We start from the raw sequence: 26,610 nt of genomic DNA, 5'->3' as shown, positions 1-26,610 counted from the left end.
CCTAAAGGGTGCCTATCTTTTAACTAGATAGGCACTCTTTATGCAGTAGGAATTAGATTTTGTTTAACTTATGTTTCATAAAATGGCTCTTTATCCATTTTATAATAAGAAGGAGCGGCAGATACACGTATACAAAACCAATTCCCGCATTAGAAGTAATTTGGACAAGATAATCGATACTCCTAAATTCCTGAAGGTATACAGAAGCTATCATCTCTGCAATAAGCAGGAATAGTAAAGTCGCTTTAGGTGGAATTGAAAAGGTCCTTTTTACGATTCTTGTACATGCCCACAATGAAATACATATAGGGGATATAATCACTAACAGCCATATAAAAATGAATACATATTCAAATCTTTCTATGAAAGAGAATTTAACGATTTTAACCATCATTAAAGTGGGCCAGGGTAAATGTTTCAATACATCCTGATTAAAGTATGAGAAGGATATTAACGTGATAACCAGGTACACAATGAAAGTATATGTATTGCCATAATAGGCCCATTTAGAAATATCTTTGTTATTCGAACTCCTAATGAAGGGATAATACATCAGTATCCACTCGAAGCCAAGAAAAAGCAGGGCATACGCTTTAGAAGAGACAAATAGCTCTTTGAGGGAATGACTGAAGGCCGGGAGCAGATAAATAAAATTCGTATGCTTCAATGGGAAATAGATTAAAAAGAACAGAAAAGAAGGCAGAATCACTCCCCAGAAACTAAAGCCGGCAAGACTGCGGAAGCCGCTTGAGATAATATAATAAAATGTCAGTCCGAAAATGAAACATAGCTGCCATGTTTTTATGGTAGGATACACCCAAATTTGGATGACCTCAATATAAGCACGAAGGACCGTAAAAGAAGCCAGCCAGAAATAAACCAATGCCAGAATAGACATAATGCTACCAAGTGCTTTTCCAAAGCAATACTGATGAACAGCTACTAAATCATTGGTTTCCCCGCCTAGCAGCTTAAAGATCATGTAGAGTATGATTTGGGTTGTGACCCAAGTAATAATTAAAGAAATCCACGCATCCTGTTCAGCATCTTTGATCACCTGGCTTTGAAAATTTAGGATACCAATTCCCGTTTGAGAAGAGTGAATGAGAAAAAATGTGAAAAAAGCTGAAACCTGAAATTGTTTTTCTACTTTTACGTTCACCTATTTTCCCACCCCGGTTTGCCTAACTGTAATTTTGGTAGTTACATCACGTGTCATACTGGGATAAATCCGATCGTAAAAACTCAGTTCAGAATAATTTCTGTGATTGGCTTTATACCTTCTTCCTATACCTAAAGGATCTACCCCATTTGTTTGAAATTTCTTAAGGAGTGATTCAGCCTCTTTTGAAATGGATTTCTGTAAGGCGTTTTTAAACAGTTCAAGGTCTTTTTCATTTTCTAAATTAATCCACTCAGGTAATGCATCAAGCTCTACATCCAAATTCAGACTCACATTTACCTGGTCCCTGAGGTTTTCCCTGGTGATTTTGATCTTATGTTTTCCATTGATCGTTCTGGCCCCAATATTTGCTTTGTGTCCATTCATGTCGAGGTTAAAACTGTAAACCCCTCTTTTATTTGTGTCCGTCATTAATTTTAATAGGAAGGTTTCTTCTTCCGAAATCCTGAGTGCTAATTTGTCATCTTTAAAAATCCCCATTCCATCGACTTTAACATGATCTTTAGAATCAACAGTGAGATTTGGAAAGGACATATCAATTCCGGTTCCAAAATACTGGTCATACATCACATGAAGATCAGATTCAGGAATTCCCTCATTTTCAATACTTTTTTCAATCATATCCATTAGATATAGGGGACTTTCCTTCATGGTTTTACTAAGCAGAAGTTCTGGAGTTCCATCTGTAATGACAATCCTAATTATGCCGATTTTTGGATCCTTGCAGATGGTGTCTAGTATAGGTGCCAACCCCTCTCTGCTTAATTGATCCCCAAATATCATGAGCCTCACCTGACCAATTTCAAAGGGGAATTGAGATTTATGACTAAGCTCTTCCTGCAGGCTGGATGGATTTTTAGCGGCAGCTGTGATCAAAGCAGGTTTATCACTCTCGGCATAATTTGGATAAACAACACTTGCTTTTAACATCTCTTCTTCTTTGTCATATCCGACATTATGCATCAAAGAAACTTCATTAATAATACTGGGTGGTACACATCCAGCCAGAGTTAGAGCAAGAACAACAATACTCACTTTAAGAAATGTGTTATTCGTCATTAAGATCTTCCTTCTTTTTGTTACTCTCTTTAGGTGAATATTTAATTTTATCTTTAGGTCTCAAATAATCCGGCCTTTTGTTTAATTTAGTATAAGGCGGCCTAATGATACTATCCGCAAGACTATTGCTTCGGAACGGATGTAATGGGACCATGTAAGGAGTATTAAATGATTTTAATGTAAACAAATGACTTAGCAGCACAGCAAAGCCTATCATGATACCCAGCCCGCCCAGGAATGATGACATGATGATAAATGGAAATCTTAATATTCTAATGGTGTTGGACATAACGTTAGTGGGTGTAGTAAATGAAGCTAATGCTGATAAAGCGACAATGATTAATAAAATATTACTTGTCAGTGCTGCCATTACAGCTGCCTGTCCAATGACAATACCGCCAACAATGCCCAATGTCTGTCCTACTTTAGTAGGCAAACGGGCTCCTGCCTCTCTTAATAATTCAATGGTCAATTCTAAAAAAAGAACTTCCAGCAGCGGCGGAAATGGAACGTTTGCTCTGGACTCGATTAGCGGACCCAGTAAATCCGCGGGCACCACCTCATAATGAAACGTTACAACCGCAACATAAATGGATGAAGAAAAGATGGAAAAGATGATCGCAAGTATTCGGGTAAAACGAAAGAAAGACCCAATAATCCAGTTATAATAATAATCTTCAGATGAGAGAAAAAAATCGAATATGGTAGTAGGTCCGGATACTGCGTAGGGTGAACCATCACTAAAGATCACGACTTGGCCGGAAGTGAGTGTATATGAGATTCGATCAAGCCTCTCTGAAGAAAAGTAAAGTGGAAAGGGAGTATAAGAATTCTCTTTAATGAGCTGGATTAAAGCAGAAGTATCCCAAATAATATCAAAATCTATTTCAGAGAGCCTTTTCTTTACAAATTTTATGTGGTCTTCATTTGTAATACCATCTAAATAAACAATGACCACCCTTGTTTTTGACAGCGTGCCCAGCACGATCTCTTCAGTCGTTAATAAAGGAGATTTTAACTTAGTTCGAAGTAGAAGAATATTCGTATCAAGACTCTCAACAAATCCTAATTTTGGACCGATAACATTAAATTCATTTTCTGTTTCATTAGATTCTCTTATCCCTTTAGATAAATTATTTACATTTACCAAAAGAAAATCATCTAAGTTATTTTTAAATTGAATTAGGACATATCCCTGATGAATTTTTTCTTCGATTTCTTTTGCTTCCTTTGTTCTGATAACGTCTTCAAGCGGAAGGCTGTTTTTAAATTGATTAAGATCAAAAGCCTGGTCAGTCTTTTTTTCGCACTCATTAATATATGGAAGAAATACATGTTCCATCGTCTTGTGATCGATTAGTGAAGTAAAGTATAAAATGAATATCTGAATTCCAGAAAAATTTTTTTTAATCTCTTTAAAATCAGATGACTTTTTGGCTTTTTTCACTATCTCTGCAGGTGTTTGATTTTCTGCAGGATTCAGATTATTTTTTTCCTTTATCATAAAAAAATGTACTCCCTAAGATGTGTTAATACTTATTATTATTATTACTAACAAAAATTGTATGCACTTTATCATTTTTATTATTGCTGAAAGACAAGCAGATAGAGGAAATATTTAAATTTATGAAATTAACATTTTGGCTCAGAATTTTTCCAATTTGACACTTACCTATTAGTAAGTTACTATTGAGGCATGGAAAACAGAAAAAAACAAATTGTAGACTTAGCCATTAAATTGATCCAGCAAAAAGGGTATGTAGCCTTCAGCTATGATGACATTTCTAAACAGCTTGGGGTGACCAAAGCAAGCATTCACTATCACTTTGAGAAGAAGGAGGATTTAGGAGTCGCGGTTGCAGAACGCATTTTATTGAGACTGCAGGAATCTTTAATGTCAATTAAAAATTCGCAGGCTTCTGCTGAAGAGAAGCTGAAGCAGTTCATCCAGCAGCAGGCTCAAAGATTTGAGTGTACTGAAATTTGTCCTATTTCTTCACTGCAGACGGATTATGAATCTTTGCCATCTGCCGTTCAAGAAAAGATTGGGGAAGTCAGCAGACTGGAGATCAGGGTAATGAAAGAATTAGTTGCAGAGGCACAAACTGAAAATATCATAAATAGCTCTCAAGATGTCCATCAAGTAGCGGTTACGATATTATCAAGTGTTAAAGGAGCATTATTATATAGACGTGTTCTGGGTAATGATGTATTAGCCGAAGTACTAAATCAGTTGGATCGTTTCTTAAAAAAACCGTAGTAACGGTTTTTTTAACATCAAACACTTACCTTCTAGTAAGTAACTTTTTCTTGGAGAATTTATTATAGAAAGTGGGGAATTCCGCAGTGAAAAGAATGCTATTGGTTTCTCTATTGATGTCATGTGGGGCTACCTTTATTACTCCGTTATTCCCTCTATATAGTGAGGCTTACCGGCTGAACAGTCTGCAAATCACGATCTTGTTTGCCATTTATGCTGCATTCCTATTGCCTGCTTTGTTTATTACGGGAGAAAAAGGCAGCACGTGGGGATTAAAAAGGGTTGTTCGCATCAGTATATGGATATCCATCGCATCTACCTTGTTCTTCTTGGCAGGCAATCATTCCTGGATGCTCTATCTCGCCAGATCATTGGAAGGAATCGCATACGGAGCCTTTACAGGTACAGCTGCTGCTTTTCTTATGAAGCAAACTTCTCCCAGCCAAATGAGTGCAGCTCTCAAATTATCAGGTGTTACGATTCTCATTGGTTTCGGTCTGGGACCAGCTATCGCGGGTTTGATTCTGCAATATATACATTACCTGCCACTCCATTTGCCATTTTGGATTTTGCTCGTGCTGCTCATCATCTCACTATGCGTGCTGGAAACAATTCCTAAAGATTCTGTTTCCATTGAACAAAAACGCGTAAAAAGGAAGATATCGCTTGGTGTGCCAAATAATATTCGTTCTCCATTTTTCTCAATGGCCGGATTGCCTATCTTCACAGTTTTCACAATTCAAGGAATCGCGTTTGCTCTTATTTCATACGTCTAACCTTGCTGTTTCCGGGTTAATCATTTTCGTGCTTCTCAGTGGAGCAGCTTTGGCTCAGTTCATTCCTTGGCCAAGTCACCCCATAACACGTATGAGATTCGGCATCTTGCTTCTTGCGGTAGGGTCATGGATTATTGTTTCTTCCGGGTTAACTTCAAGCTTGCCGCTGCTCTGGGCAGGCATTTTCATCCAGTCTATCGGAGGCGGGTGGACCTTTCAAATCGCCCTGCGGCTTGCCGGACAGTTACCGGAACCAAAGGAACGGCCACGAGTCATCTCGGTTTTTTATTTGTGTGCATACTCAGGATTTATCGTTCCCGTGATTGGAGTCGGAGCGCTTACTCAATTTTTCAGTTTGAATCATTCGCTGATCGTGCTGAACCTGTTTGCTGCATTTATTGTTATATATGTGCTGCTGTATTCCCGTCAGATATAATCGCACTTATTCGGACATGATAAATCCCTGATCTATTACTAAGCTCTTCGAACCTAATCAAGAGTGCATTAAAATTCAGCTGCCGGTTCGGCAGCTTTTTTTCTCCTATTAAAAGGGAGTTTAGTTTGAGAAGTGTGCTTACATAATAATAAGTGTGATGCTGAGAAATATTAAATGTTACCTTCAGGCAGATGGCAATTAGTTTGCTGTTCTTTAAAAGGGAATTACAGGAAGAGAACACCTATAAGAAACATGGTAAGGGGCTTGAATAGAATGGCGACATCTATAGAAAGGCTATTATGGAGTATTGCACTTCCTGGTTTTGGGCAATTTTTAAATGGAAAACTGATAAAGGGATTGGTTATTGTATTTTTAGAGTTCCTTATCAATGTACAAGCGAATTTCAACGGGGTCATTATTTCAAGTTTTCATGGAGATATTGAGAAAGCAATAGCAGAAACCGATTATTTGTGGCTGATGTTTTATCCTTGTTTGTATTTCTTTGCGATGTGGGATTCCTTTAAAGATGCAGGAGGAGGGAAAAACAATTATTCGTTTCTTCCGTTTGTGTCTTCAGCTTACTTCGTTACAGTGGGGTGTATATATTCCTCTACCTTTAAGCTTTTTGGTGTATTATTAGGGCCTATTTGGCTTCCGATATTGTGCGTAATACCAGGTGTCAGTGTGGGTGTTATTTTAATGAAGATAATAAGTAAGAAACACATCGAGCCAATGTAAACAGGACAGACGTTTTATGGTTAAGCAGCTTAATAATAGGCAATGTAAGATGTTTAGAGACTATTTAATGAATAATTACTATTTTCAATTTACAAACTAAGATAAGAAATAAATTGTGGAGGGGCCTTTTAGATGAATTTAAACGAATTAGGCTTTCTTTGGTACTTACATTCAAGTTCCAATATGGTCAATATTTTTTTGGGAAATCTGATGGAGACTGCTGAAGATACTGATTTGAAGGATGTTTTAACGGAAATTAAAACACTTTCTTCATTCCAGGAACAAGAGGCTTTGCAATTCTTAGCTGATAATGGATTACATGTTACACCGTTTTTTAGTGAAAATGATTTACATAGCCCCTCAGAAAAGTTATTTTCTGATCAATTAATGATAGAAATTCTTAAGCATATAACAAGCAACGGATTGGGTGTACTTTCTTTTCACTATACAGACTTGACCATCCCAAAGGTTAAGAATTTTTTTAAAGAAATACTCAATAAGTTAATTCAAATTGACATTTCTATATTAAATTTGCTGGAGCATAAAGGGCTGCTGCAAAACAGGTCCTTTTCATACACAAATGCTGAAGACAGAGAAAACAAATTATTTAAAGTGGCATCCACCCAGCAGAGGCCGCTTAATGCTGTTGAATTAGCAAGTATGTTTGGTTCTTTTCAATGTAATAATGTTGGGGTAGCTCTATGTACTGCTTTTTCGGATGTGGCGAAGGATGAAGATACAAAGAGTTTTTTGCAGGATGGGATCAAATTATCCTATCATCAAGTGGATGTTTTATCCGAAATATATAGAGAAAACGGAGTCCCAACAACGACCGGATTAGAGGCTCACGTTCAAAAGGTGAATAAATCCCCATTTTCAGATAAACTAATGGCTAACTTAATCATGTTCTTAAATCCTATCGCAATCGGCAATCTGCAGACTGCTGTCGTTTCCAGTTATAAAAAAAGTCACGTGAAAGCACTAAAGGAATTAATTGATCAAGTGGAAGATTATTCAGAGAAAGGGTTTAAGTTATTGGTAAGGAAAGACTGGTTTAATGAGCCGCCGGTAACCAATAGGTCAATTGATAGTTAATTATTAGATTCCCGGAAATCATAAGAACCAAAGCCGATTTCTTGATTATAAAAAATCGGCTTTTTAAAATAATAAAACCTTAATAATTTGTTTTTGGATTAATTTTATTGAATGAATTCAGTTAACCTTTTATAAGATAGAACATCCCCATTTGTCATTTGATGAAAGGTCTGGCGGTTTACAATCTCTTCACTGATAGTCCGTAAGTATGTTAGGGTAGCTCTGAATGGGACGGATCCACAGCTAAGCCTTTCAATTCTGATCTCAGATAACTCCGTTAAAGAAGGCATCTCTGGGTCAACCAATAAGTTGATCGGACAAGAAACTTCCTCTCTCATTTTTTTAATAATCTTCCTATCAGTTAAACCAGGAATGAAAATGCAATCTGCCCCTGCATCTTGATAGGCCTTTGCCCGCGATACAGCTTCCTGTAAACGAGTTGAAGAATCCCCAATATTTAACCAATATAGATCTGTTCGTGCATTGATAAATAACGGCATATTTCTGGATTCCGAAAGTTCTTTAATCGCTGCTATTTTTTCCTCTTGAGATGAAATATCAAAGATAGGCCGGTTAGGATCACCTGTACCGTCCTCCAGATTTATCCCGATAGCTCCAGCAGCAGCTACTGCTTTTACGGTCTCTAAAACCTCTTCAACCGTCTGTCCATAACCTGCCTCAATGTCTGCGCTCACAGGAACATTCACTGATTTGGCGATATTTTCAATCGTTTCAACCATTTTGTTAAGAGGTATACTTTGCCCATCCAAATACCCCAATGAGGCAGCAATGCCAGCACTTGTTGTTCCAATCGCTTTAAAGCCGCATTCTTCAAACATTTTGGCACTGATTACATCCCATGCATTTGGCAGAACAAATGTTGACGATTGCTGGTGTAAGCGGTGAAAGGTTTTTGCCTTTAATGATTGTTCTTTGCTACTCATAAATTAAGCTCCTTTTCGTGATTTGGATTAAAGTTTCTTTTTGCTTCAAATCTATTATAAGAGCTAAATAATTCGATTTTCATCGAAATATGGAATACATATTGTTTTCTCAAATGAAGTCACAGCGGATGCCATTTTAATGACGATAATCGGAGGATTCGAAACCCTGTATGGTGCCTTTGCAGGAGCAGGATCATCGAATCCTTAAGAAATTATCTTTCAGAGCTCGCGATGACGAAGTGAAGAGGGCTGCTTAGTAAAAGCCCTTCCCATTTGAAGGTTTTTTATCTTTTTATCACAATTTTTTTCGCTAATAATGATTCCTTCAGGCTTTTCCTGAATCGAATCATGCTATACAGATTTGTAATAGAGCTATCAATATAGGTATTAAATTTCTTTTTTATCTAATTCTTCCTCATTTGTACTGAACCTCGCACTTCCTATTGAATAGTATATGGGCAGATAGTGTGTGCGCATTTAATTCCTCAATGGAAATTTATTCTTTGGGAAGTGAAGATCATGCAAATTTTTTATACAGTACGTTCAGGTGATACGCTGTTCGGAATTTCCAGGAGATGGGAAATTCCGGCCGATTCCCTTATTGCGGCAAATAATTTGAAGCCCCCTTACACGATTTATATAGGTCAGCAGCTGTCCGTTCCACCTGGGGTTGATGCTGTGCGTGTTAGGCAAGGAGATTCAGTGTATGGAATTTCACAATTATACAACGTTCCGCCTTCAGTTATCATAGAGGCGAATCAGCTTCAGCCACCCTATGTCATTCAGCCCGGTCAATTATTAAAGGTTCCGCCAGGTGTTCCATATTATACCGTCCAGCCAGGGGATACACTTTATCGGCTTGCCATTCGTTTTAATGTCATGACGAATGGAGAGCCAAATACTGAGCATATTAGGTTTGTAAACCAGCTTTCATCCTCACAGCTATTTCCCGGAATGAAATTAAGGATTCCATACGCCCCTCCTGGTGGCCAAGGCCTGATTGCCTATACTGCTGATCGAGGTGGCCAATATGATATTTGGTTATATAATCCCCGGACAGGAGAGAACGTGCAGCTCACCAGTGGATTGGGTGACTCGTTTTCAAGTCCAGAATGGTCACCTAACAGTAGGAGAATTGCATTTATTGGAAAGAACAGAATTATATATGTTGTGGATGTGGCATCTGGTGCGATCGCTCAAATCGACCAGATGGAAGAAGGTGCTGAATTCAAATTGGATTGGTCGCCTGACAGCAGCCAAATTGCTTATACAAAGCAAGGTCATATTATCTTGTACAACGTCCTGTCTCATCAAGCGGAAAGCATTCAACAACCTGACTCAACAGATGTTCAATGGTTTCCGAGCGGCAGGGAACTGCTTTTTCAAGCACCAGATGCATCAGGAATTAGTCAGCTTTTCCGAATTCAAACCGACGGAACTGGGAAACAGCAAATTACAAGGAACACAGAAGGGCGGCTTAATAATGCCCAGCTATCCCCTAATGGAAGATTTGCACTTTATACAACACCAGGCGTCAGTATCTCCATCATTCACACAGTGGAGCTTTCAACAGGCAATGTGGTTGAAGTAAAAGGCGGGCCCCTTGCAAAAAATTATTATCCGACATGGTCACCTGATTCTTTGAAAATTGCCTATAGCTCTACCGCCTTTGAAGATCGCGGGTATTTTTCACAAGTTCGAACGGTGGGGAGGCGAGGAGAAGAGGATCGAATCTGGGCTATTTCCAATTGTTTTGCATCGCCTGTCACATGGTCAACAGACGGAACAAAAATAGCCTATCTTAGTGGATGCACGGAACAGGAATTTGCAAGTGAAATGTGGGCTATCGACCTCCGTCACCCCGTCCCGATACGGCTAATTGCAGGAGTTAACATTCAGTCACTTCAATGGTCTCCAACTGCCATTATGGATGTTACCCAAAAGACATATACGAACACGACCTACAAGGTTATTTTCCAATATCCGGCGAACTGGCGAAAAGTGAACGAGGAAAGATACGAAGGTGCTGACGGCTTTTTTCAAATATCAGCGATTTCAGCAGGTAAAAACTTAGATGAGGTGTGCCATGGAGAAGCTTTCCATCCATTAATGCCCTATGGATCCAGGCCAAGCATCTTGAAGGCTCGAATTCAAAACCAGGAAGCCTGCTACATTTTTCCCTCTGCGGACCAGCCAGCAGAAATGCTGAATCAATCCGCTTTAATCGTAAGGTATCCAACTCCGATTACAATCCAAGGAGAAACTTACAATTACTTCATCTTATGGGCAGATCAACCGCATTTGAAGGAGATAGCTTTAAGTATAATCTTTTTATAAACATGTGGGCCTGTCCTTCGGTTCGTTGAAGTATTAGCGTAATGTGGAGGCTAGGCTCTTTTTTTGTTCCTATTGATGGCAGCTGCCCTAAAGGACTTATACCATTTTGTAAGATGGACCATTATCTCGGTTTCTTATATATTGTTGCGCTGCTTGGATTTTCTTCTGGTTTAACAGACTTTATTAATAAGGTCATTTGAAAAAAGGGGAGGAAGGAGAAGAAGAACAGGGAAATAGAGAGAGCTGGTTAGGATAGTTCTTTATCTAGAAACGAAGAAAAACGCCCGGCCATCTCCGAGCGTTTCCTCTTTTCCTTTTATAGGGGGGGATTAGTGACACCTAAATTAACCCAATCTTCTTTTGGCGGACCATACACCCCAAAAGGCTTTAATCCTGCCTGACGGATGAGAATGGTCAATTGCCCCCGGTGATGCACAATGTGTTTGATCAATCCCATCATAATTTGAGCATTGGTTTCTTCTCTTCCAAATGCATTCTGTGTCTGGCTCAATGAGTCATCTGACCACTGCTGCTCAATCGCCAGAGCTGCTTCCTCACTCAGCTTTTTAAATGTATCCGCAATTTCTTTTGCCGAAGCGGGGACATTTTCTTCATTTACAGCCTTTTCGATTTTTAACCCGAAATGAGCTAAATAATCTGGAATACTTGCTGTTAAATGCCAGGCAATTCTCCCTAATGTGCGTCCTTCTGGGTAAACCTGCTGCTTTAAAGAGTCATCTGTTAATCCGTCCAAAACCTTTTGCGTCAGCATTGCCTCTCGATTCCATTCATTAATAAAGTCTGAAATGGTTACGTACATCAATCGTTTCCTCCGTTCGTTGGATATTATAGATAAATCATAAAACATTTGTTCGTGTTTTTCAAGCTCAAGTAAATATAGGAGAAGTTAAAAGATCTAAGCCACCTATAATGTATGAGATTCGCAACAAAAAATTCATATTTCATTCGACAATATTCGCGCGAAACGGAGGAGTGATTTCTATATAGTTGAAAGTGTTTCTGATACATGATAGATGCGGTGTCAATGCTGGCACCTTTTAATAGAAATGAGGTGTAGGGATGAGGACTTTAAAGATAAAAGACTTAACCCTGGACGAGCTGGAGCTGCTTGAACAGGATCTTCACGAAAACGGGGGAAAAAGCGATTACGGCTATTACATGCAGCTGGTGACCGTCTATGAAATGATGTATAAAAAGCTAAAAAGTCTAGCGAGAAATAATGGACCACACTATGATCATTCCCTTCAGCATACTAAAAATGTTTATGTATCCCATCTTATTAAATACGGTCCCTACATAAAAATGAATCACTTCAAGGATGACGGTGATGCTGTAGAGTCGCTGATCAAGGCCATCGGTTTAGAGCAAAAACTTCCCATCGCCTATTATAGTCTTGGTTTTCTGGCCTATAAACATGGCAAGTATGGATCAGCCGTCCGCTATTTTCAGCAAGCCCTGAACAAGCAGCTTCTGAATGATCCAAGATACGCCCTTAATAAGCAGCAGGAATTCCATGCCCATATGTATCTGGCCAACAGCGCTTTATATGTTGCCAGCCAGACCTATGAAACGATGGAAAAACTCCCCTTTTCGCCTGAGGAGCAGATGTCGAATCCAGAGCTGTCGCCATTATTTGAAACATTGGCATCGAATGAAAAATACTTACAGAACCACGCTTTCTACAAAATCACTAAAAATAATACCGGAACATGTTCAAAGGAAGAATGTGAAGACCTCTATGAAAACAGTGAACCTAATGAACTGGTCCTGTACTTTAATGACCGCGAAAATATTCTCTTATTTAATGGGGAGGAAGTCATTATCACCCCAACCCAAGCCCATATGATCAGGCACTTCCTGCTGTCCTCCAGCAAGGAGAATCCATGCACGAGAATGACCATGTGTGATTTCTTTGGAAGGAATGGAAGTGATGGAGAGGTTAAGAAGAACACCTTTATTAAATCTATTGAAAGACTGAGGGTAACTCTAAGATCAATAGATATACCTGAAATTATTGATGTTACTCATTACAGGGGGGAGACTGCTTATTATTTTAATGAGTCGGTTCCTTTTACTGTTTTGTTTAGGATAGATGATGCATTTGCTAATGAGTATGTGAACTGAAAATGCACGAATGAGGAGCCTAATAAACAGTTTTTATAAACTGCCGATTAGGCTCTTTTGCATGGAATTCCTGTCACAGGACCAGTCTTATCTTGAGAAGTGCAATAAGAACAGCCCCTTATTCATGATAAATAGGGGGCTGGAAGTGTTGAATGTTATTTAGTAAATTCTTTAGTGCCAGATCCAGGATGGAATGATTCTCAGGGTCCAACCAGTTTTCTGGAATGATGAGATAAGAGCAGTTGCCGCTGTTTAAATAACGGTAAATAATATGCGCTGCATCGATTTCATGTCTGCTAATGTCTCCGGCAGCATTTACTTCATCTTTTTTAAAATAAGCTAAAATGTTCGTTTTTATTTTTTCCTCCGTGTTGCCTGCTGCAGCATAGTTGTGACTGAACAGAATATCTGTCCTTTTAATAAGGAAAAGTTTAATCGTTGAATCTGTTAATCTTTCGATAGCGGCGATATTATGATTTTCTTCAGTGAATTCAATCACTTTTTCTTTTTTTAACAGGGAGCTTACTGCCTGTATATGATCCCGAAAAGCGGATGCCGCTTCAAAATCAAATGTTTCAGAGGCATTCAACATCATTTGATTCATGTCCTCGAGAATACTCATGTCAGTGCCTTTCAGAAAACCGATAAACCTGTCCAGGATGTCATTGTACTTTTGTTCCGCAGGCCCGCCAAGACACCGGCCAAGGCAGGAGCCTAAGGAATAATTCAGGCAGGCGGAGTTCGTTCCATTGGGATTGCTGCAATTCAGCATAAAGCATTCCTTTAACCTCCGAATAGCTCTTTCTACATTTCTTCGGCTTGTAAAAGGGCCAAAATAAATCTTGCCGTCATTTTCAATAGGATTAAAGGCTATATCAATTTTACGGTGATTGCCGGTAAGGCTGATCGAAATATAAATGAATGACTGCGGACTCTTCATCATTCGATTATAGAGCGGCTTAATGGTTTGAATTAATTGGCATTCAAGCATAAAAGCCTCGAATTCAGTATCTGTCAGGATATAGTCAAAATCCCTTAAGTGTTTGACCAGCTTTTTAATCTTTGGAGAATGATTTTTAGAGTTCCGGAAATAAGACTGAACCCGATTCTTTAGATTTTTCGCCTTCCCCACATACAGAATTTGACCCTGCGAATCCTTCATCAGATATACGCCTGGAGTTAAGGGCAGGTTTTTCACCTTTTCTGGAAGATTAATGGACATTCATTCCTTTACTAGAATATATATTTAGTATTTTATCATAGGGTGGGATTTGGTAGCTATTTCTCTGATTTGGGTATTGGCATGAAAAGAAATTCGTCCTGCCCCTTATCCATAATGCAATGAAAGCTGCTGGAGAGCAGTTATTCATCGTGGCTTTTCTCTGGAGTCCGCAGTCATGGATGAAAACAAACGGTGAAATGAACAATAGCGGGAAGCTTTTGACCGAGTATGCAGCGTTCTGGACAGATTATTATTCGAAGTACATAGTGGCGATGGAAGAGGAAAGGAGATTCGACCTGGTAAGAATGTGGTTCGAGGTACTGTCTATGTTTTTCCTTTGAAAATTAAGGATGGCCAACACCAAGTAATCGTGCCTGTTTCAAATTTGAAGGCTAAGGAAGAATATCAAGAAAGGCAAAACGTCAAAGTGATAATGAGTTAAAAAAGAGGGCAAAGTTTGCTCCAAAAAAACTGGAACGCGGACGGTATTAAGTTCAGGTAGTGGGTTTGAAAGGAACGCCTATGTTACTGAATTTGCGAAGAGGAAAGAAAATTGTATCTGTCAGCTAAATGAAAAACCTGCCCCCATTTCAGGCTAAAAAGGGTAAGCCATATTTAGAAACTCATATTATTTGGTTGGCGAATGGTGGAGATGACACATTTGAAAATACAGTTTATATTTGTCCTAATTGCCACAGGAAGATGCATGCATGGAACCTATTGGATTATGTAAAAAAAAGGCTCCCGCTAACAGCCTGGATTGAAGTGTTTTATTGTTCCGGAAAGTTAATTTCTCCATAATTAAAAGTAAGAACTTTTTAAGATGTCCTACGAAAAGGGCTTCTTTTTAGTCATAGGCTGATTGCAAAATGCTACGTATTTCATGTGTGTACCTTATCATGGTATCAGGCGGCAGGCATGGGGGAAACCATTTGAGAGGAAATTACGGCTAAAATGGAAAGAAAAAATAGAAATGCTACTAAGGTACTTTAATGAGATCGTTTCGAATTTATATCTAAAGATATATAAGGGTAATTAGAGAAACGAAATTTTTTTGGGAGTTTTGAAGGAATTGGAATATGTTTAGAGAATTCTTCCAGTATAACAACTAGGAGGGATTTTATGGATAGTGCTAAGAAGATCAATAAATTGTTTATAGAAAATTCAGAAGGGAAATTAGTATTACCAAATTTCCAAAGAGGATTTGAATGGAAAGTTGAAGAGCAAAAAAAATTGCTTTCCTCTGTATTAACTTTATTACCAATAGGAAGTATTTTGCTTTTAGAGGGAGAAAAAAATGATTTTGCAACTCGCCAACTTTGTTATAGTGATGAAGACTTTGAGCAAAATGACGAATGTTTGTATCTACTAGATGGACAACAACGAACTTCTACTCTCAGAGCCATCTTTTCGAATTTATTAGGCGACAAGGATAATTGGGAAGAAAAATATGATAACTTATATAAAGCATTAAGATATAGGTGGTTTATAGATGTAAAAAAGTTACAGTCTGAAGACGTGTTCGGGTATGATAACTTAAAATTCAAAACTATTTCAAAGTACGAGCCTGGTCAAATTTATGAAGTTATTGTTGAAAAAAAAATCACCAAACAAAATAAAAATGAATGGTTTCATCCCCGCTTCCATAAAGAAGAATCTGGTAATGCATTGACAGGACATAGATTAAAAAACTTAATTGCTAAAAGAGCTAGCGAAGCCGGATTGGTACCATTATATGATATTTTTGATGCAGTTAATATTGAAGAGAAAAGTCTCTTAGAATATACTCTTGAAAGAATTGCAAATGAAAGAGTCAATAAATTAAAAGCTGAAGTAGCAGATGGAACCAGATCCCTGGTTGACCTATTGCAGGCAAGCACTCCAGACATCGAAGACTTAATAGCTGAGGATAATGAAGATAGCATTGCTTTTGCCTGGTCCTCTTTAGCAACAGATTGGAAAAAGGATATGTTTAACTATTTAAAAGGTATATTAGATCAGGAAATGCATGTTATCCAATTACCTGCTAATGAAATAAGTAGAGCAACTGCTATTTATGAAAGTATAAACAAAGGTGGAGTGAGTCTTAATACATATGATTTAATAGTAGCAAAAGCCGCTAGAATTCGTTCAGAAAGGACTTTAACTCAAAAAATAATAGATCAACTACAGGGAGAAATTGAATTATCAGCAGGCCTTTTAGATACTATAATAGGGGGTGTACAGACAACTTGGACATCAGGTATAATGGGGACTTTTGGAGACAATAAAATAGCTAACCCAATAAGAGACCAATACCTTAATCTATTATCGATATTTTCTCATACAAATTATGGGGAATTTGGGGAGCTTAAAATTGACTTAATTAAAAAGGAAAAGCAATTAGAAATTAGTTCAGAAAAAATAAATGAAAATACAGAAGTTACAACTAAAGCGTTAGTTCGTGCTTGTGCCTTTTTGCAATTCAGATGCGGTAAACTAAATATTAATGATCTTAATTATAAATTAATGTTATTACCAATCGCTTATATCTTAAAATCAGATGAAGCGTGGGCTAACAGATCTAGCCTGGCGAAAATAGAATATTGGTATTGGTCATCTTTATTTGGGGGTTCATATAGGGAAAAACAGGGACAAAGGTGTATAGATGATATTGAGCAACTTTATCAATGGATCCAAGGTGGAGAAAACCCGTTTGAAAGTAGATATAATAGAATTCTTAATAGTGAAGATTACTCCAATCTAGAAGTTCTGTTGAATCAAACTAAGGACGCTTCGATACCCGCAGCAATCCATAACGGGATTTTGGAATACATCCTTAGTACTCAGCCTAGGGATTTTTATCCAGAGAAAGAGATACTTTTGAACGCATGGGACATAGCTGGTGAAAAGGAAATTGCTTTTAGTGATTCTGTAACAAGGAATTTGAAAGTTGAAGATCACCATATTTATCCTCTAGGTGCCGATCTAACAATAGGTCAGTCAACTAGGGAAATTAGAACAAGAAAGCATATCCTAAATAGTCCCCTTAATAGAACATTTATTTCTGACTATTCTAATTCTTTAATTAGAGACAAGTCTCCTGAACAATACTTTAGATCCCTAACAGACGTAACCACATGGAGACACTCTATTAATAGCACAGAATGGAGAAGGAATGAAGGAGAATCCATAAAAGATTTCCACGAACGTTTATTAACAAGCCGTTATAACAAACTTTTAGAAAACATCAAATTAGAATTGAGCAATTTAAAACAAGTACGTGAAGCTCAATTGTCATAATAGCCTTACCCCTCTTAGTTGAGGGGATTTTTTATCTAATAGGAACGAAGATTATGTTTTTGCTATTATTTTTTTATTTCCTAAGCTTGCAGATACGTATTCTTAACTTTTAAATAATAGCTGACAAAACTTTTTTTTGCGAAAAATATAAATATTTTATGTGAAAGAAGTAATTCATTTGCTTGCCTTATAGTAAGAAGGGCTTTTAGAGTTGTTTGAATTAGGAGGAAACTCCATATAGTTATTAACGAACCATGGTACTTGGATACATTAATAAGCTTTCATTTATTTAATAATAAATATTTCCGCAAATTAAACTTTCACTCTGCCTAATAAGAAGGGTTTGTGTTATTTTCGTACAGTCGTACGGATTTTATTGATAACTTTTCACAATAAAACTATAGATATTGTATACCATATTAAAATATGCGTTCTTTGATACTGTTAAGAACGTTAAGAAGGAATGATGACATTGGTTAGAGGGTTAGAAGTATTATGAAATATCACGAAGGTACATTTTACCAGTGCGGCTAAAGAAATTGGAGTCCTAAACCGACTCTTTTTAGACAGAATATTTCTGTCTTTTTTTATAAATTAGGAACCCAGGCGATTTTTTAACAACCTCTCCTGATAAAATTAAAATAAAATTGTAATAAAAGTAATGATAATTATTTAATCTATCCATTTTCCTTCCAATTAACTATGGTATAATTATAAATTGTTTAAATGAAAAATCATAAATAGGAAGAAAGGAGACTTTTTATGAATTCCTTTATAAATTATCTAGATCAATTTAACGTTCTTTCTCCTAATCATTCGAAAATATATGACGAGTATACATATGATGAAGGTGAAAAGTCTTACTCTTTTAAAATTGAAACTAAAATTGAAAACTATCTTATAGAAATTTTTAATAATAATGCTCATAGCGTAATTTTAACTGGTAATGCGGGTGATGGGAAAACTAGACTATGTAGATCGATTTATAACTATTTCAGTGAAACTGAATTATCGACATGGCCAAATTCTGGAATTATTGAAGTGCCTTTTAAACATGGAAGAATTAGAATTGTTAAGGATCTATCTGAATTAAAGGATGAGGTGATTTTCCAAGAATTATCTAAACTGCAAATATCAATACAATCAAATCATTCTGACAAATTATATTATCTTATTGCAGCTAATGAAGGAAAGTTAACTAAGTTCCTTTCACAAAATGAAAATTTAAAACTTTTGAAAGAAGAAGTTTCGGTGAGGTTTAAAGATTATAAAAATAATAATCAATCCCTCAGTATTTTAAACCTTTTAGATGTTACATCATCGATATATGTGGAAAAAGTATTAAATGAATGGAATCAGGAAGAGAATTGGTCACCTTGTAACGGCTGTGCAAAAAATAATACATGCATTATATATCTAAATCACCAAAGAACTTCACAAGAACATGTTAAAAACAGATTAGTAGAACAATATAGAACATTAGATTACTTAGGGTCTCATATTACAATGCGTGAAATGTTAATTCATATTAGCTATATACTTACAGGTGGATTAAACTGCACCGACATAAAAAATGCTGATTACGAAGACCTGAAAAATCAAATTGAGAAGCCATATTATCAAAATTTTTATGGCCATAACATTGAGCATGAGGCTTTTTCTGAAATGCGAGCTTTGAAACTTTTTAGAGAGTTAGATCCAGGTAATTATTCAATATCAAATATAGATGACTTTATTTTAAATGGTGATATTTGTGGGATTGAACAATTAGAGTCTTTGCATAATGAAATTTTTAATGATGATTTAGACCTTTATCTTGGTTATTTTAAGAAAAGGCTAGACATGTACAGAGATCATAATAAAGATAGTAATGATAAATTAATTGAGGAATGGATCAATAAATTAAGAAGAAAGTTTTTCTTTGAGTTCCCAAATGATGAATTATTTAATAGAAATAGTTTAATCCCATTTCAATTTCTGAAGGAATTTGGTGGCATGTTTGATAATCCTATGAAAAGAATTCAGAGCAGGAAGGATTTAGTAAATGGATTAAACAGAGCTTTTTCGAAAAGGTTAGTGGCATCAAGTTCACAATTATATGCGACAACTGAAAACTTAATGGTTCATTCAATTGTATCAAATAATCAGGTGATAATAAACGAAGAAGAAAGCAGGGCAGATATTGACCATTTGCCTTCAAAGTTTATTTTGTTAGTTAACCATAAAATAGATTTACCAATTGATTTACATGTTTTTGAATATTTAATGAGGCTTAACTCAGGAACGACACACAACATTCTAAGAGAAGACGTAGAAATATTATTGGATACGTTTAAGAATGAAATTATAAAGAACAGTGATACAAATGAGTATACTTTGAATATCTTAAGGCTTGATAGAGATAAAGGACTCTATATTCAAGATGAAATTTTTATAGATTGAGGTGATTACGTTGACTAAAAATACACAAAATAATGTAGAAGAATTCTCTTCCCAACTCTCTGCTAAAATATGGGGACATCGTTTTAAGGACGGGCAGAGGGGCCCGGAATATGTGTTAGAATTTTTAAATGTAATGTTCGGAACAGAGTACTGCTTAGATTCAGATTGTTACTTTAGAAATAAAGCTGTTAACCTTAGAAAATTTATTTTTGAAGGTGTTAAAGAGGGTAGTAAGAGAGATATTGCTCAATTAAAGGAAGAACAAAAAATTAGTTTGTATCAGAAGATTCAGGACGAAGAAAAGGTAGAAGTAATTAGAGAATTCTTTAGAAACCTAGAAGTTCCGTTGATTGATGGAAGAGGTCGTGAAGCGGATCGCTCTTGGTACGCTAGATCATTATATCCATTACATGAAAGTTTATTATTTTTTGAAATTCGAAAAAAAGGAAAGAGCATTTCCTATGAGAGGAACTTCTTTGCTCGTGGTGGAGAATTATATTATTTGATGCTTTCTTACGGGACTACTAATTACCCTGAAATAAGAGAATCCATTCAAAAAAGAATAAAAACTCTTCTAAGGAAAAATAATTCAGTAGAGAGGATCATTGATTCTATACAAGATGCACTAGGGGACAATGAAATCGATATCAAAAGGGATACTTACCCATTAAGAGAAAATAACGATAACAAAGAATATCCTCATTTACCTGTTACTGAGCATTATATCTTTGATGAATTTGCTAAAGAGATGAATAACCTCTTGAACATCAATATTGATGTTTATGAAATGTTTAAACTTTTGACAAGTCTTATTAGCTTCCAATTAATGAGATATATGTACGAAAGAGCAAAGGTTAATGAAGGAGATAGAATTGAGTTCTTTTTTGATTGTTTAGATGGACAAAACAGTCAGATATTAAAAACCTCCTCAAATACTTTTAGTAACAATGAACTCTTAATTAAAAATAAATTTGAGGACTATTTTGGGACTCATTTCTATTCCATCATAGGAGATGAAGAACATGTTTTGGAAGAACTACCAAAATGGAAAGAAAACCCAAATGGTACCTTTGTTACCCTAATGGGCTTAAATAAACTCCAATCAAGGAAGAAACGTGTTATAAACACCCTAATGAGTTGTAACAATTATAATGATGTGACCACTAAGCTTTTTAACACAGTTAAGGAAGTTATATCCGATCAATTGAAAAAGCACCAGTTATCAATTATACGTACTCTTGCTAGAGATGGCGGGATTGGAAACTTCAAAACCGGTACAAATTACAGATACACAATGACAGATACATTTTTACAAACACTAGTATTCGTCAATGTAGAACCTAACGATTCTATAGAGTTTAGTGAGTTCTTAAATCTCCTTTATAAAAAATATGGATTTGTTATTGGGGAAGTACAGGCCAGAAACAGTGGTTTGTACGAAAGATCAAAATTAAATATTAGCTATTACCAGAAGAATGAAAATTCACTGCGTACTAAGCTAAAGAAAAATGGATTGTTAGTTGAGTTTTCAGATGCTACAGCCATGATCAGAAACCCTTACGATGTAGCGGAAGGTGTGAGAATTAAATGAATGGAAATAAATTATTAGCATTATGGATTAATAGATTATTATTAGATCATTTTAAAAAGCAGAAAAATGATCATACTGAAAAATTATTTGTAAAAATATCGGGACTTACTATTTCAAATATAGAAGCAATTTTAAATCAATTACGAACAGATTTATCTGTTTATAAAACGTTCTATGACCCAATAATAAGAACAGTTAAAGAGCATCCAGGATTTGAAGAATTTTCTTATCAAGACTATGAAACTAGTACATGGTTGCGAAATAACACTAAAAATAATCAAGCATTAATATTAATTATTAATGAAATTACACCAGAGGCACAAAGTTTAGAGAACCTATTTACTATCGACGAATCATATCTCTTAACGGAGGATGGATTGAGTTCTTTATATAATGTGCTATCAGAGACTGGTTTAATCGCAGCTGATGAAATTAAGTTTATTAAAACATTTCTTGATATGTACAAAACTATTTCAGAGCCGCAACTTCGCAATATTGTTAATTTCATTTCAGAGATTTTGAGTGATCAAAGTCCATCAGTAATTGATAAAATCCAACGTAAATTACCTTATTTGAACTTATTTATGGACAGTAAATTAAAAATAAATTTGGAAGATAAAGGTCGACTCAAAAAAAACTTTCAACTAGCAAACCTGGAGATAAAAGAAAAAGACAGAGAAAACATCCAGAATAACCTATATTCATTTATTGAACAAGAAGAAGCTAACGGCTGGAGCGATGAAATCTGGGATACAAAATCTGTAGAGCAACTCACTAAAGAAGTTGTTGAATTTGTGACACAGAGTTCAAATTTATTTTTATTTAATGATTTTGAGTTTGTAAAAAAAATCACAGATTTTAAGCTTAAAACACCCTCAATTAAAGAAGAGGTAGAAGATGTACTAAATAAATATAAAGAAGAGCTAAGCGATGCAGGCAAAATTAAAGAATTTGAATCTGGTATTGATGAATTAGTAAGCGGTAATGATGCTGAAGCTATACAAGATTTTATTGAAGAATTTGAGGGTTTTTTAGACTTCCAACCAGGATTAGTTAAGAAATTAAATCGTACTGTTGAAAAACTCCGAAATCCTTCTATTTACGATGACTTAACTCAAGCCTTTATAAAAGAAATTTTTTCACTTATTGAGGATGAGAGAAATCACGAGAGTATTGGTTTGTCCAAATTTATTTTGGAAATTGAAACGAATAAAACTAATGAAAATATCCAGGAACTATTAAAGCTATTTTTAACTAATATTCAGATAGTAATACCCAGAGTTCATTTTAACCAAAATACACTACCGAGCGTTGATGAGAATGCAAAAGAAACTGAAGTTACATTTAAACTCTCTCATTATATTGGAGAAGAACTTATTAAGAGTAAAAAGTTTAAGGTAACTCGATTTAATGATTTAGAGACATATTCTTTCTTTGAAAAAATAGAAGATGGAATAATTCCATATACAAGAAATTATGCTGAAAATGAAATTGAGCAAATAGATATTATGTCTTGGACTAGAGAGAAGGTACAAAATTATCTCGCATTAAATCAATTAGATGTAAAAGAGCATCTGCAGAAATTTGAAGATTACTTAAGCAACTATATAAAGAAAGTTCAGTATGCACGAAATTACGGTGTATATTCATTAGATAGTAAACAATTAGAAACTGACTTAGAGAACCTACTTGAAAATATTTATAGTTCCTCACAAGTTTCACAACATATTTATCAAAATATTAATTTGATTGGTGCAGTAGACTATTTTGATAATAAAAAAGAAGAATCGGGCATTCCTATAGCTAGAACATTAACAGTATTTAACCCTATCAGGTTGGTCGCATTTATCAGAAGATGTGAAGAGATTTCAAACCAAATTGAACAATGGGTTCACTTCTCAACAGTAGGATCCTTAGAGATTGAAAAACTTGAAGAGTATGTTGAGTATGCAAGAACAAAAACTTCTCAGCTTGCTCCAAGATATTTTGCTAGTTATGGTGATCCTTCCTATTTAATTGAAAATGCCGAGGTATTTGGTGAGGGTACTTTTGTTCTTAGTAGTAAAGCCCCGAACAATAATGATTATTTGGCAAACGAACTTTCAGAAGAAATTGTAAAGGTCACAAAGAATTATTTAGAAGTATATCCATATGCCAAGGATGGTATGGATATCTGTATGCTTTACTGTCAAAGTTCAGAAGTAGTAAAAAAGTGTGTGGAGTCCCTTTTCTCTAAGACAAAGGTTAATAAATTGCGTTTAACTGTACATAGTGAAAATGCTTCTAAGCTTCACTATCAATTAAATAAATGGTTAGAACAAAAAGAAGACTTTACTAAGCCTGAGTATGAAAGCAAGTTTCCAAAGGTGGAAATAAATGTGATATCAGGCAAATCGGTAAATGAAATCTTTTCTCAGGTGGAAAAAATGATGATTGATGCTGATTTAGTTGTTCTTGCTGATTACTTTAGTCAAGGAAATCAAATTAGTTATCAACTTGAAAGAGTTAAACCCAAAGATACAACATTCTGGTTTGAGACCATTTACAAAGAGCCTTTAAAAAATGATGAGGCCGTAAAAAGAATAAGTTTTGTTAGTGAGCATTTACCAAATACTCTACAAAGCTTTTATCAATTACAATATATTATTCAATCTAGCGCAATGCCATCAAAAGATGAATTAAATGTCTTAAAGAACATCATTTCAATCAACAATATCAATCATAATTCTTTAATCGATATGATGCATAGAAAATTTAACTGGACTATGATTTTAGATCGTTACTTAGACAAGACATTATTAACCAAAACTTCAAGCCAGGCGAATATCATTCAATATAAACCAAAAGCAGGAAAAAACAATCAATATAAATTAATCGTATCTTCTTCTGAATATATTAGGAAACTTAGTCAGCAAACAACAGATTATGCTTACTATGACAGGTTGCATAGAAAGCTAGTATCTATAATGAAAAATGAAAAAATTTCTCGAGAAAGCATTGTTGAGGCTGTAAATAAAGTTAAGGATGTATCAGGTGGCTTAGTTCTTAAAACAATTGGGCGTGGTAAGTTTGCACATGAAATGCTTGCAACCTATCTCTCAACAAATAATGAAGAAGAGACACCTAATAAGCTTCGAGTATGGGCTGTTTGTGATGATCTTCCTTGGTTTTCAAGTAATAAGCGTAGACCGGATTTAGTTTTAACTACTATTGAAAAGAAAGATGATACTTTAGAATTGAGTTTTGAGCTAGTTGAATTAAAGTTTGTAAATCACAATATCTTTGATAAAGAGCGTTTTGATGCTCTCAAGCAAATAAAAACTGGAATGAGTCTCTATAACAAGTTGTTTAATTTTGAGAAAAAACAACTTGATAGTGATTACTGGAGAGATGAATTAATCCAATACTTTATTGAGAGAAGTGCTTATTCTCCAGAAAATGTCCAATTATTGAAGGAATTTCAACATATTAATGGAGACAAAATTAAAGTTAGTATTGAAGGAAGAGTAGATGTTTATTGCTATACTTCAAATCTTACTGAATTTAATTTTGAGAAAGTTGACGAAGGTATATTCGTTGACAAATTAGATTCAAATATAAAAAACTATATTTATACAAGAGCATATATCCTAGAACAGTTAAAAGCCAGTGAGTCTGAAATACCTGCTTACGAAGAGTTGGTCATAACTGAAAGTGAAAAAGAAATATTACAGTTAACATTAGAAGATGATAGTTCTAATGTTGGTAGAGAACAGTTAGGAGATACAATCGAAAAAGTCAGTTATGAAGAGATGCCTGAACCTGACGAAACTATATCTGATACTGATAGGCAAGAAGGCGCTTCTGATAATGAACAGTCTGATGTACCAAGTGGATCTGAGTCTGAGGATCATGATACAAGTGAGGAAGTAACACCAAACATATTACCTGACGACCAACAATATCCTGAAGTAAAAGCTTTAGAAGGCATCACGCTTGAGTATGAAATTGAAGATAGCAATATTGATCAGGTAAAAGACCAATATATTAGAAAGTTAAAACACAATTTCAACCAGAATGGGATACATCTAAATATAAAAGAAGCTATAATTGGATCCTCCGTTATAAGATTTGAATTAGATTTACCAGCTGATCTTCCAGCAAATAAAATTTTGTCTCGTTCAAAGGACATACAAATTTGGCTAGGGCTCTCTACAGAACCTCATATATTTATAAATAAAGGTATGAAAATTGATATAATTCGAGAAGAACCCGAAACTATTTATTTCGAGAAGTTTATGGCTCTAACTAGACAGCAACTAAGTAATAAAATTTCTGATACAAATTTAGTCGCTCCTTTAGGGTTAGATCCTCTAAATAATGTATTATTTATGGATTTCTCAAATTCCATGTCCCCACACCTCTTAACGGGCGGAACTACGGGTAGTGGAAAAAGTGTTACTTTAAATTCAATTATCTTAGGTATGATGTGTTTATATAGTCCAGAACAAGTTCAGTTCATGTTCATTGATCCTAAAAAAGTTGAGTTTACTATTTACGAAGGCAAGCAGCATACACGTGATGTAATTACAGATTTAGGAGAAGCTGTCAACGTACTGCAATATTTAGTAAATGAAATGGAAGATAGATATACCAAGTTTGCAAAGGAAGGCGTAACTAACCTAGACGAGTATATTACAGAAGTAAATGAAAGAATGCCTAGAATTGTATTGGTTTTTGATGAATTTGCAGATTTTATGACTCAAGATGCTGACATGAAAAAGCAAGTGGAAAATGCGATAATGAGATTGGGTCAGAAAGCACGTGCAGCAGGAATCCATTTGATTATTTGTACTCAAAATCCTAAAGCAGATATTATTAATACCAATATACGAAATAACTTAGGTGCAAGATTAGCCTTAAGAGCATCTGATGCGACTGCTTCAAATATAATTCTTGATGAGTCAGGTGCTGAAAAACTTGCCGGAAAAGGCGATTTCTTGGCAAAATTGTATGGTAATATAGAGAGAGGAAAGAGTCCTTTCTTAACTCCCAAAGTAAGAAGAGCACTCCTAAAATATTTCAATAAAGAATAAGAATTTTAAAAACAGGTGGCTGAAA

The 26,610-nt window shown here is 35.5% G+C and carries 19 protein-coding genes; 13 read left to right on the top strand and 6 right to left on the bottom strand.

The window, feature by feature from the left end:
- Nucleotides 1-52: 52 nt before the first annotated feature.
- Genes AC0VZ9_RS16510 through AC0VZ9_RS16500 form a run of 3 tightly spaced genes read right to left on the bottom strand, consistent with a single transcriptional unit; the run spans nucleotide 53 to nucleotide 3,746 of the window.
- Complete coding sequence (locus tag AC0VZ9_RS16510; protein WP_009333851.1) at nucleotides 53-1,162, bottom strand: GerAB/ArcD/ProY family transporter; 1,110 nt, start codon at nucleotides 1,160-1,162, stop codon at nucleotides 53-55.
- The gene (locus AC0VZ9_RS16505; RefSeq protein ID WP_009333852.1) at nucleotides 1,163-2,242 is read right to left on the bottom strand and encodes a Ger(x)C family spore germination protein; all 1,080 of its coding nucleotides are present in this window, start codon (nucleotides 2,240-2,242) and stop codon (nucleotides 1,163-1,165) included.
- Nucleotides 2,232-3,746, bottom strand: a complete 1,515-nt coding sequence (locus tag AC0VZ9_RS16500) for a spore germination protein (protein ID WP_475396493.1) — start codon at nucleotides 3,744-3,746, stop codon at nucleotides 2,232-2,234. Before AC0VZ9_RS16500 ends, AC0VZ9_RS16505 begins: the two co-directional genes overlap by 11 nt.
- Nucleotides 3,747-3,938: 192 nt before the next feature.
- Here AC0VZ9_RS16500 and AC0VZ9_RS16495 point away from each other — a divergent pair, with 192 nt between their 5' ends.
- The 5 genes from AC0VZ9_RS16495 to AC0VZ9_RS16475 all read left to right on the top strand — a co-directional run bounded on the left by AC0VZ9_RS16495 (nucleotide 3,939) and on the right by AC0VZ9_RS16475 (nucleotide 7,547).
- Nucleotides 3,939-4,502, top strand: a complete 564-nt coding sequence (locus AC0VZ9_RS16495) for a TetR/AcrR family transcriptional regulator (protein WP_009333854.1) — start codon at nucleotides 3,939-3,941, stop codon at nucleotides 4,500-4,502.
- Between the two features lie 95 nt (nucleotides 4,503-4,597).
- A complete protein-coding gene (locus tag AC0VZ9_RS16490) occupies nucleotides 4,598-5,278 on the top strand; it encodes an MFS transporter (RefSeq protein WP_475397511.1) in 681 nt (226 codons plus the stop codon).
- Nucleotides 5,256-5,714: a hypothetical protein gene (locus tag AC0VZ9_RS16485; protein WP_475396492.1), complete on the top strand. Its 459-nt coding sequence runs from the start codon at nucleotides 5,256-5,258 to the stop codon at nucleotides 5,712-5,714. Before AC0VZ9_RS16490 ends, AC0VZ9_RS16485 begins: the two co-directional genes overlap by 23 nt.
- Before the next feature lie 273 nt (nucleotides 5,715-5,987).
- Nucleotides 5,988-6,452: a hypothetical protein gene (locus AC0VZ9_RS16480; RefSeq protein WP_342025558.1), complete on the top strand. Its 465-nt coding sequence runs from the start codon at nucleotides 5,988-5,990 to the stop codon at nucleotides 6,450-6,452.
- A gap of 132 nt (nucleotides 6,453-6,584) precedes the next feature.
- Nucleotides 6,585-7,547, top strand: a complete 963-nt coding sequence (locus tag AC0VZ9_RS16475; protein ID WP_475396491.1) for a DUF3231 family protein — start codon at nucleotides 6,585-6,587, stop codon at nucleotides 7,545-7,547.
- A gap of 104 nt (nucleotides 7,548-7,651) precedes the next feature.
- Here AC0VZ9_RS16475 and AC0VZ9_RS16470 read toward each other — a convergent pair whose 3' ends face one another.
- Nucleotides 7,652-8,491 carry an isocitrate lyase/PEP mutase family protein gene (locus tag AC0VZ9_RS16470; RefSeq protein WP_009333858.1) on the bottom strand — a complete coding sequence of 280 codons (840 nt, stop codon included), beginning with the start codon at nucleotides 8,489-8,491 and terminating at the stop codon, nucleotides 7,652-7,654.
- Between the two features lie 519 nt (nucleotides 8,492-9,010).
- Here AC0VZ9_RS16470 and AC0VZ9_RS16465 point away from each other — a divergent pair.
- Complete coding sequence (locus AC0VZ9_RS16465) at nucleotides 9,011-10,828, top strand: LysM peptidoglycan-binding domain-containing protein (RefSeq protein WP_192908820.1); 1,818 nt, start codon at nucleotides 9,011-9,013, stop codon at nucleotides 10,826-10,828.
- A gap of 316 nt (nucleotides 10,829-11,144) precedes the next feature.
- On the opposite strand, the gene AC0VZ9_RS16460 is transcribed toward AC0VZ9_RS16465, so the two are convergent.
- Nucleotides 11,145-11,648: a DinB family protein gene (locus AC0VZ9_RS16460; RefSeq protein WP_019382277.1), complete on the bottom strand. Its 504-nt coding sequence runs from the start codon at nucleotides 11,646-11,648 to the stop codon at nucleotides 11,145-11,147.
- Between the two features lie 260 nt (nucleotides 11,649-11,908).
- Here AC0VZ9_RS16460 and AC0VZ9_RS16455 point away from each other — a divergent pair, with 260 nt between their 5' ends.
- A complete protein-coding gene (locus AC0VZ9_RS16455; protein ID WP_475396490.1) occupies nucleotides 11,909-12,973 on the top strand; it encodes a tetratricopeptide repeat protein in 1,065 nt (354 codons plus the stop codon).
- A 118-nt stretch (nucleotides 12,974-13,091) separates the two neighbouring features.
- Here AC0VZ9_RS16455 and AC0VZ9_RS16450 read toward each other — a convergent pair whose 3' ends face one another.
- Nucleotides 13,092-14,135, bottom strand: a complete 1,044-nt coding sequence (locus AC0VZ9_RS16450) for a GIY-YIG nuclease family protein (protein ID WP_475396489.1) — start codon at nucleotides 14,133-14,135, stop codon at nucleotides 13,092-13,094.
- A 158-nt stretch (nucleotides 14,136-14,293) separates the two neighbouring features.
- Here AC0VZ9_RS16450 and AC0VZ9_RS16445 point away from each other — a divergent pair, with 158 nt between their 5' ends.
- From AC0VZ9_RS16445 to AC0VZ9_RS16420, 6 genes are all read left to right on the top strand, one after another.
- Nucleotides 14,294-14,536: a hypothetical protein gene (locus tag AC0VZ9_RS16445; protein ID WP_342026182.1), complete on the top strand. Its 243-nt coding sequence runs from the start codon at nucleotides 14,294-14,296 to the stop codon at nucleotides 14,534-14,536.
- 229 nt (nucleotides 14,537-14,765) lie between these two features.
- Entirely contained in the window at nucleotides 14,766-14,996 is a 231-nt protein-coding gene (locus AC0VZ9_RS16440; RefSeq protein WP_342025552.1) for an HNH endonuclease, read from the top strand.
- Nucleotides 14,997-15,317: 321 nt separating this feature from the next.
- The gene (locus AC0VZ9_RS16435; RefSeq protein WP_342025551.1) at nucleotides 15,318-17,477 is read left to right on the top strand and encodes a DUF262 domain-containing protein; all 2,160 of its coding nucleotides are present in this window, start codon (nucleotides 15,318-15,320) and stop codon (nucleotides 17,475-17,477) included.
- 762 nt (nucleotides 17,478-18,239) lie between these two features.
- A complete protein-coding gene (locus tag AC0VZ9_RS16430) occupies nucleotides 18,240-19,919 on the top strand; it encodes a hypothetical protein (RefSeq protein ID WP_226617757.1) in 1,680 nt (559 codons plus the stop codon).
- Between the two features lie 10 nt (nucleotides 19,920-19,929).
- Nucleotides 19,930-21,510 (top strand): hypothetical protein, encoded by a 1,581-nt coding sequence (locus tag AC0VZ9_RS16425; protein WP_342025550.1) that lies wholly within the window; start codon nucleotides 19,930-19,932, stop codon nucleotides 21,508-21,510.
- Nucleotides 21,507-26,585 carry an FtsK/SpoIIIE domain-containing protein gene (locus AC0VZ9_RS16420; protein ID WP_475396488.1) on the top strand — a complete coding sequence of 1,693 codons (5,079 nt, stop codon included), beginning with the start codon at nucleotides 21,507-21,509 and terminating at the stop codon, nucleotides 26,583-26,585. The genes AC0VZ9_RS16425 and AC0VZ9_RS16420 overlap by 4 nt, the downstream gene beginning before the upstream one ends.
- Nucleotides 26,586-26,610: the final 25 nt, after the last annotated feature.

This window comes from Cytobacillus sp. QJM3NY_8 (assembly GCF_056173585.1).
Note: the sequence above shows the minus strand (reverse complement) of the source record. Positions and strands in the feature narration are given on the sequence as shown.

Bases quoted from the DNA above. Each gene is read 5' to 3' on its own strand.
- AC0VZ9_RS16505 (WP_009333852.1), bottom strand. From the start codon at position 2,242: ATGACGAATAACACATTTCTTAAAGTGAGTATTGTTGTTCTTGCTCTA.
- AC0VZ9_RS16500 (WP_475396493.1), bottom strand. From the start codon at position 3,746: ATGATAAAGGAAAAAAATAATCTGAATCCTGCAGAAAATCAAACACCT.
- AC0VZ9_RS16495 (WP_009333854.1), top strand. From the start codon at position 3,939: ATGGAAAACAGAAAAAAACAAATTGTAGACTTAGCCATTAAATTGATC.
- AC0VZ9_RS16490 (WP_475397511.1), top strand. From the start codon at position 4,598: ATGCTATTGGTTTCTCTATTGATGTCATGTGGGGCTACCTTTATTACT.
- AC0VZ9_RS16480 (WP_342025558.1), top strand. From the start codon at position 5,988: ATGGCGACATCTATAGAAAGGCTATTATGGAGTATTGCACTTCCTGGT.
- AC0VZ9_RS16475 (WP_475396491.1), top strand. From the start codon at position 6,585: ATGAATTTAAACGAATTAGGCTTTCTTTGGTACTTACATTCAAGTTCC.
- AC0VZ9_RS16470 (WP_009333858.1), bottom strand. From the start codon at position 8,491: ATGAGTAGCAAAGAACAATCATTAAAGGCAAAAACCTTTCACCGCTTA.
- AC0VZ9_RS16465 (WP_192908820.1), top strand. From the start codon at position 9,011: ATGCAAATTTTTTATACAGTACGTTCAGGTGATACGCTGTTCGGAATT.
- AC0VZ9_RS16460 (WP_019382277.1), bottom strand. From the start codon at position 11,648: ATGTACGTAACCATTTCAGACTTTATTAATGAATGGAATCGAGAGGCA.
- AC0VZ9_RS16455 (WP_475396490.1), top strand. From the start codon at position 11,909: ATGAGGACTTTAAAGATAAAAGACTTAACCCTGGACGAGCTGGAGCTG.
- AC0VZ9_RS16450 (WP_475396489.1), bottom strand. From the start codon at position 14,135: ATGAAGGATTCGCAGGGTCAAATTCTGTATGTGGGGAAGGCGAAAAAT.
- AC0VZ9_RS16440 (WP_342025552.1), top strand. From the start codon at position 14,766: ATGAAAAACCTGCCCCCATTTCAGGCTAAAAAGGGTAAGCCATATTTA.
- AC0VZ9_RS16435 (WP_342025551.1), top strand. From the start codon at position 15,318: ATGGATAGTGCTAAGAAGATCAATAAATTGTTTATAGAAAATTCAGAA.
- AC0VZ9_RS16430 (WP_226617757.1), top strand. From the start codon at position 18,240: ATGAATTCCTTTATAAATTATCTAGATCAATTTAACGTTCTTTCTCCT.
- AC0VZ9_RS16420 (WP_475396488.1), top strand. From the start codon at position 21,507: ATGAATGGAAATAAATTATTAGCATTATGGATTAATAGATTATTATTA.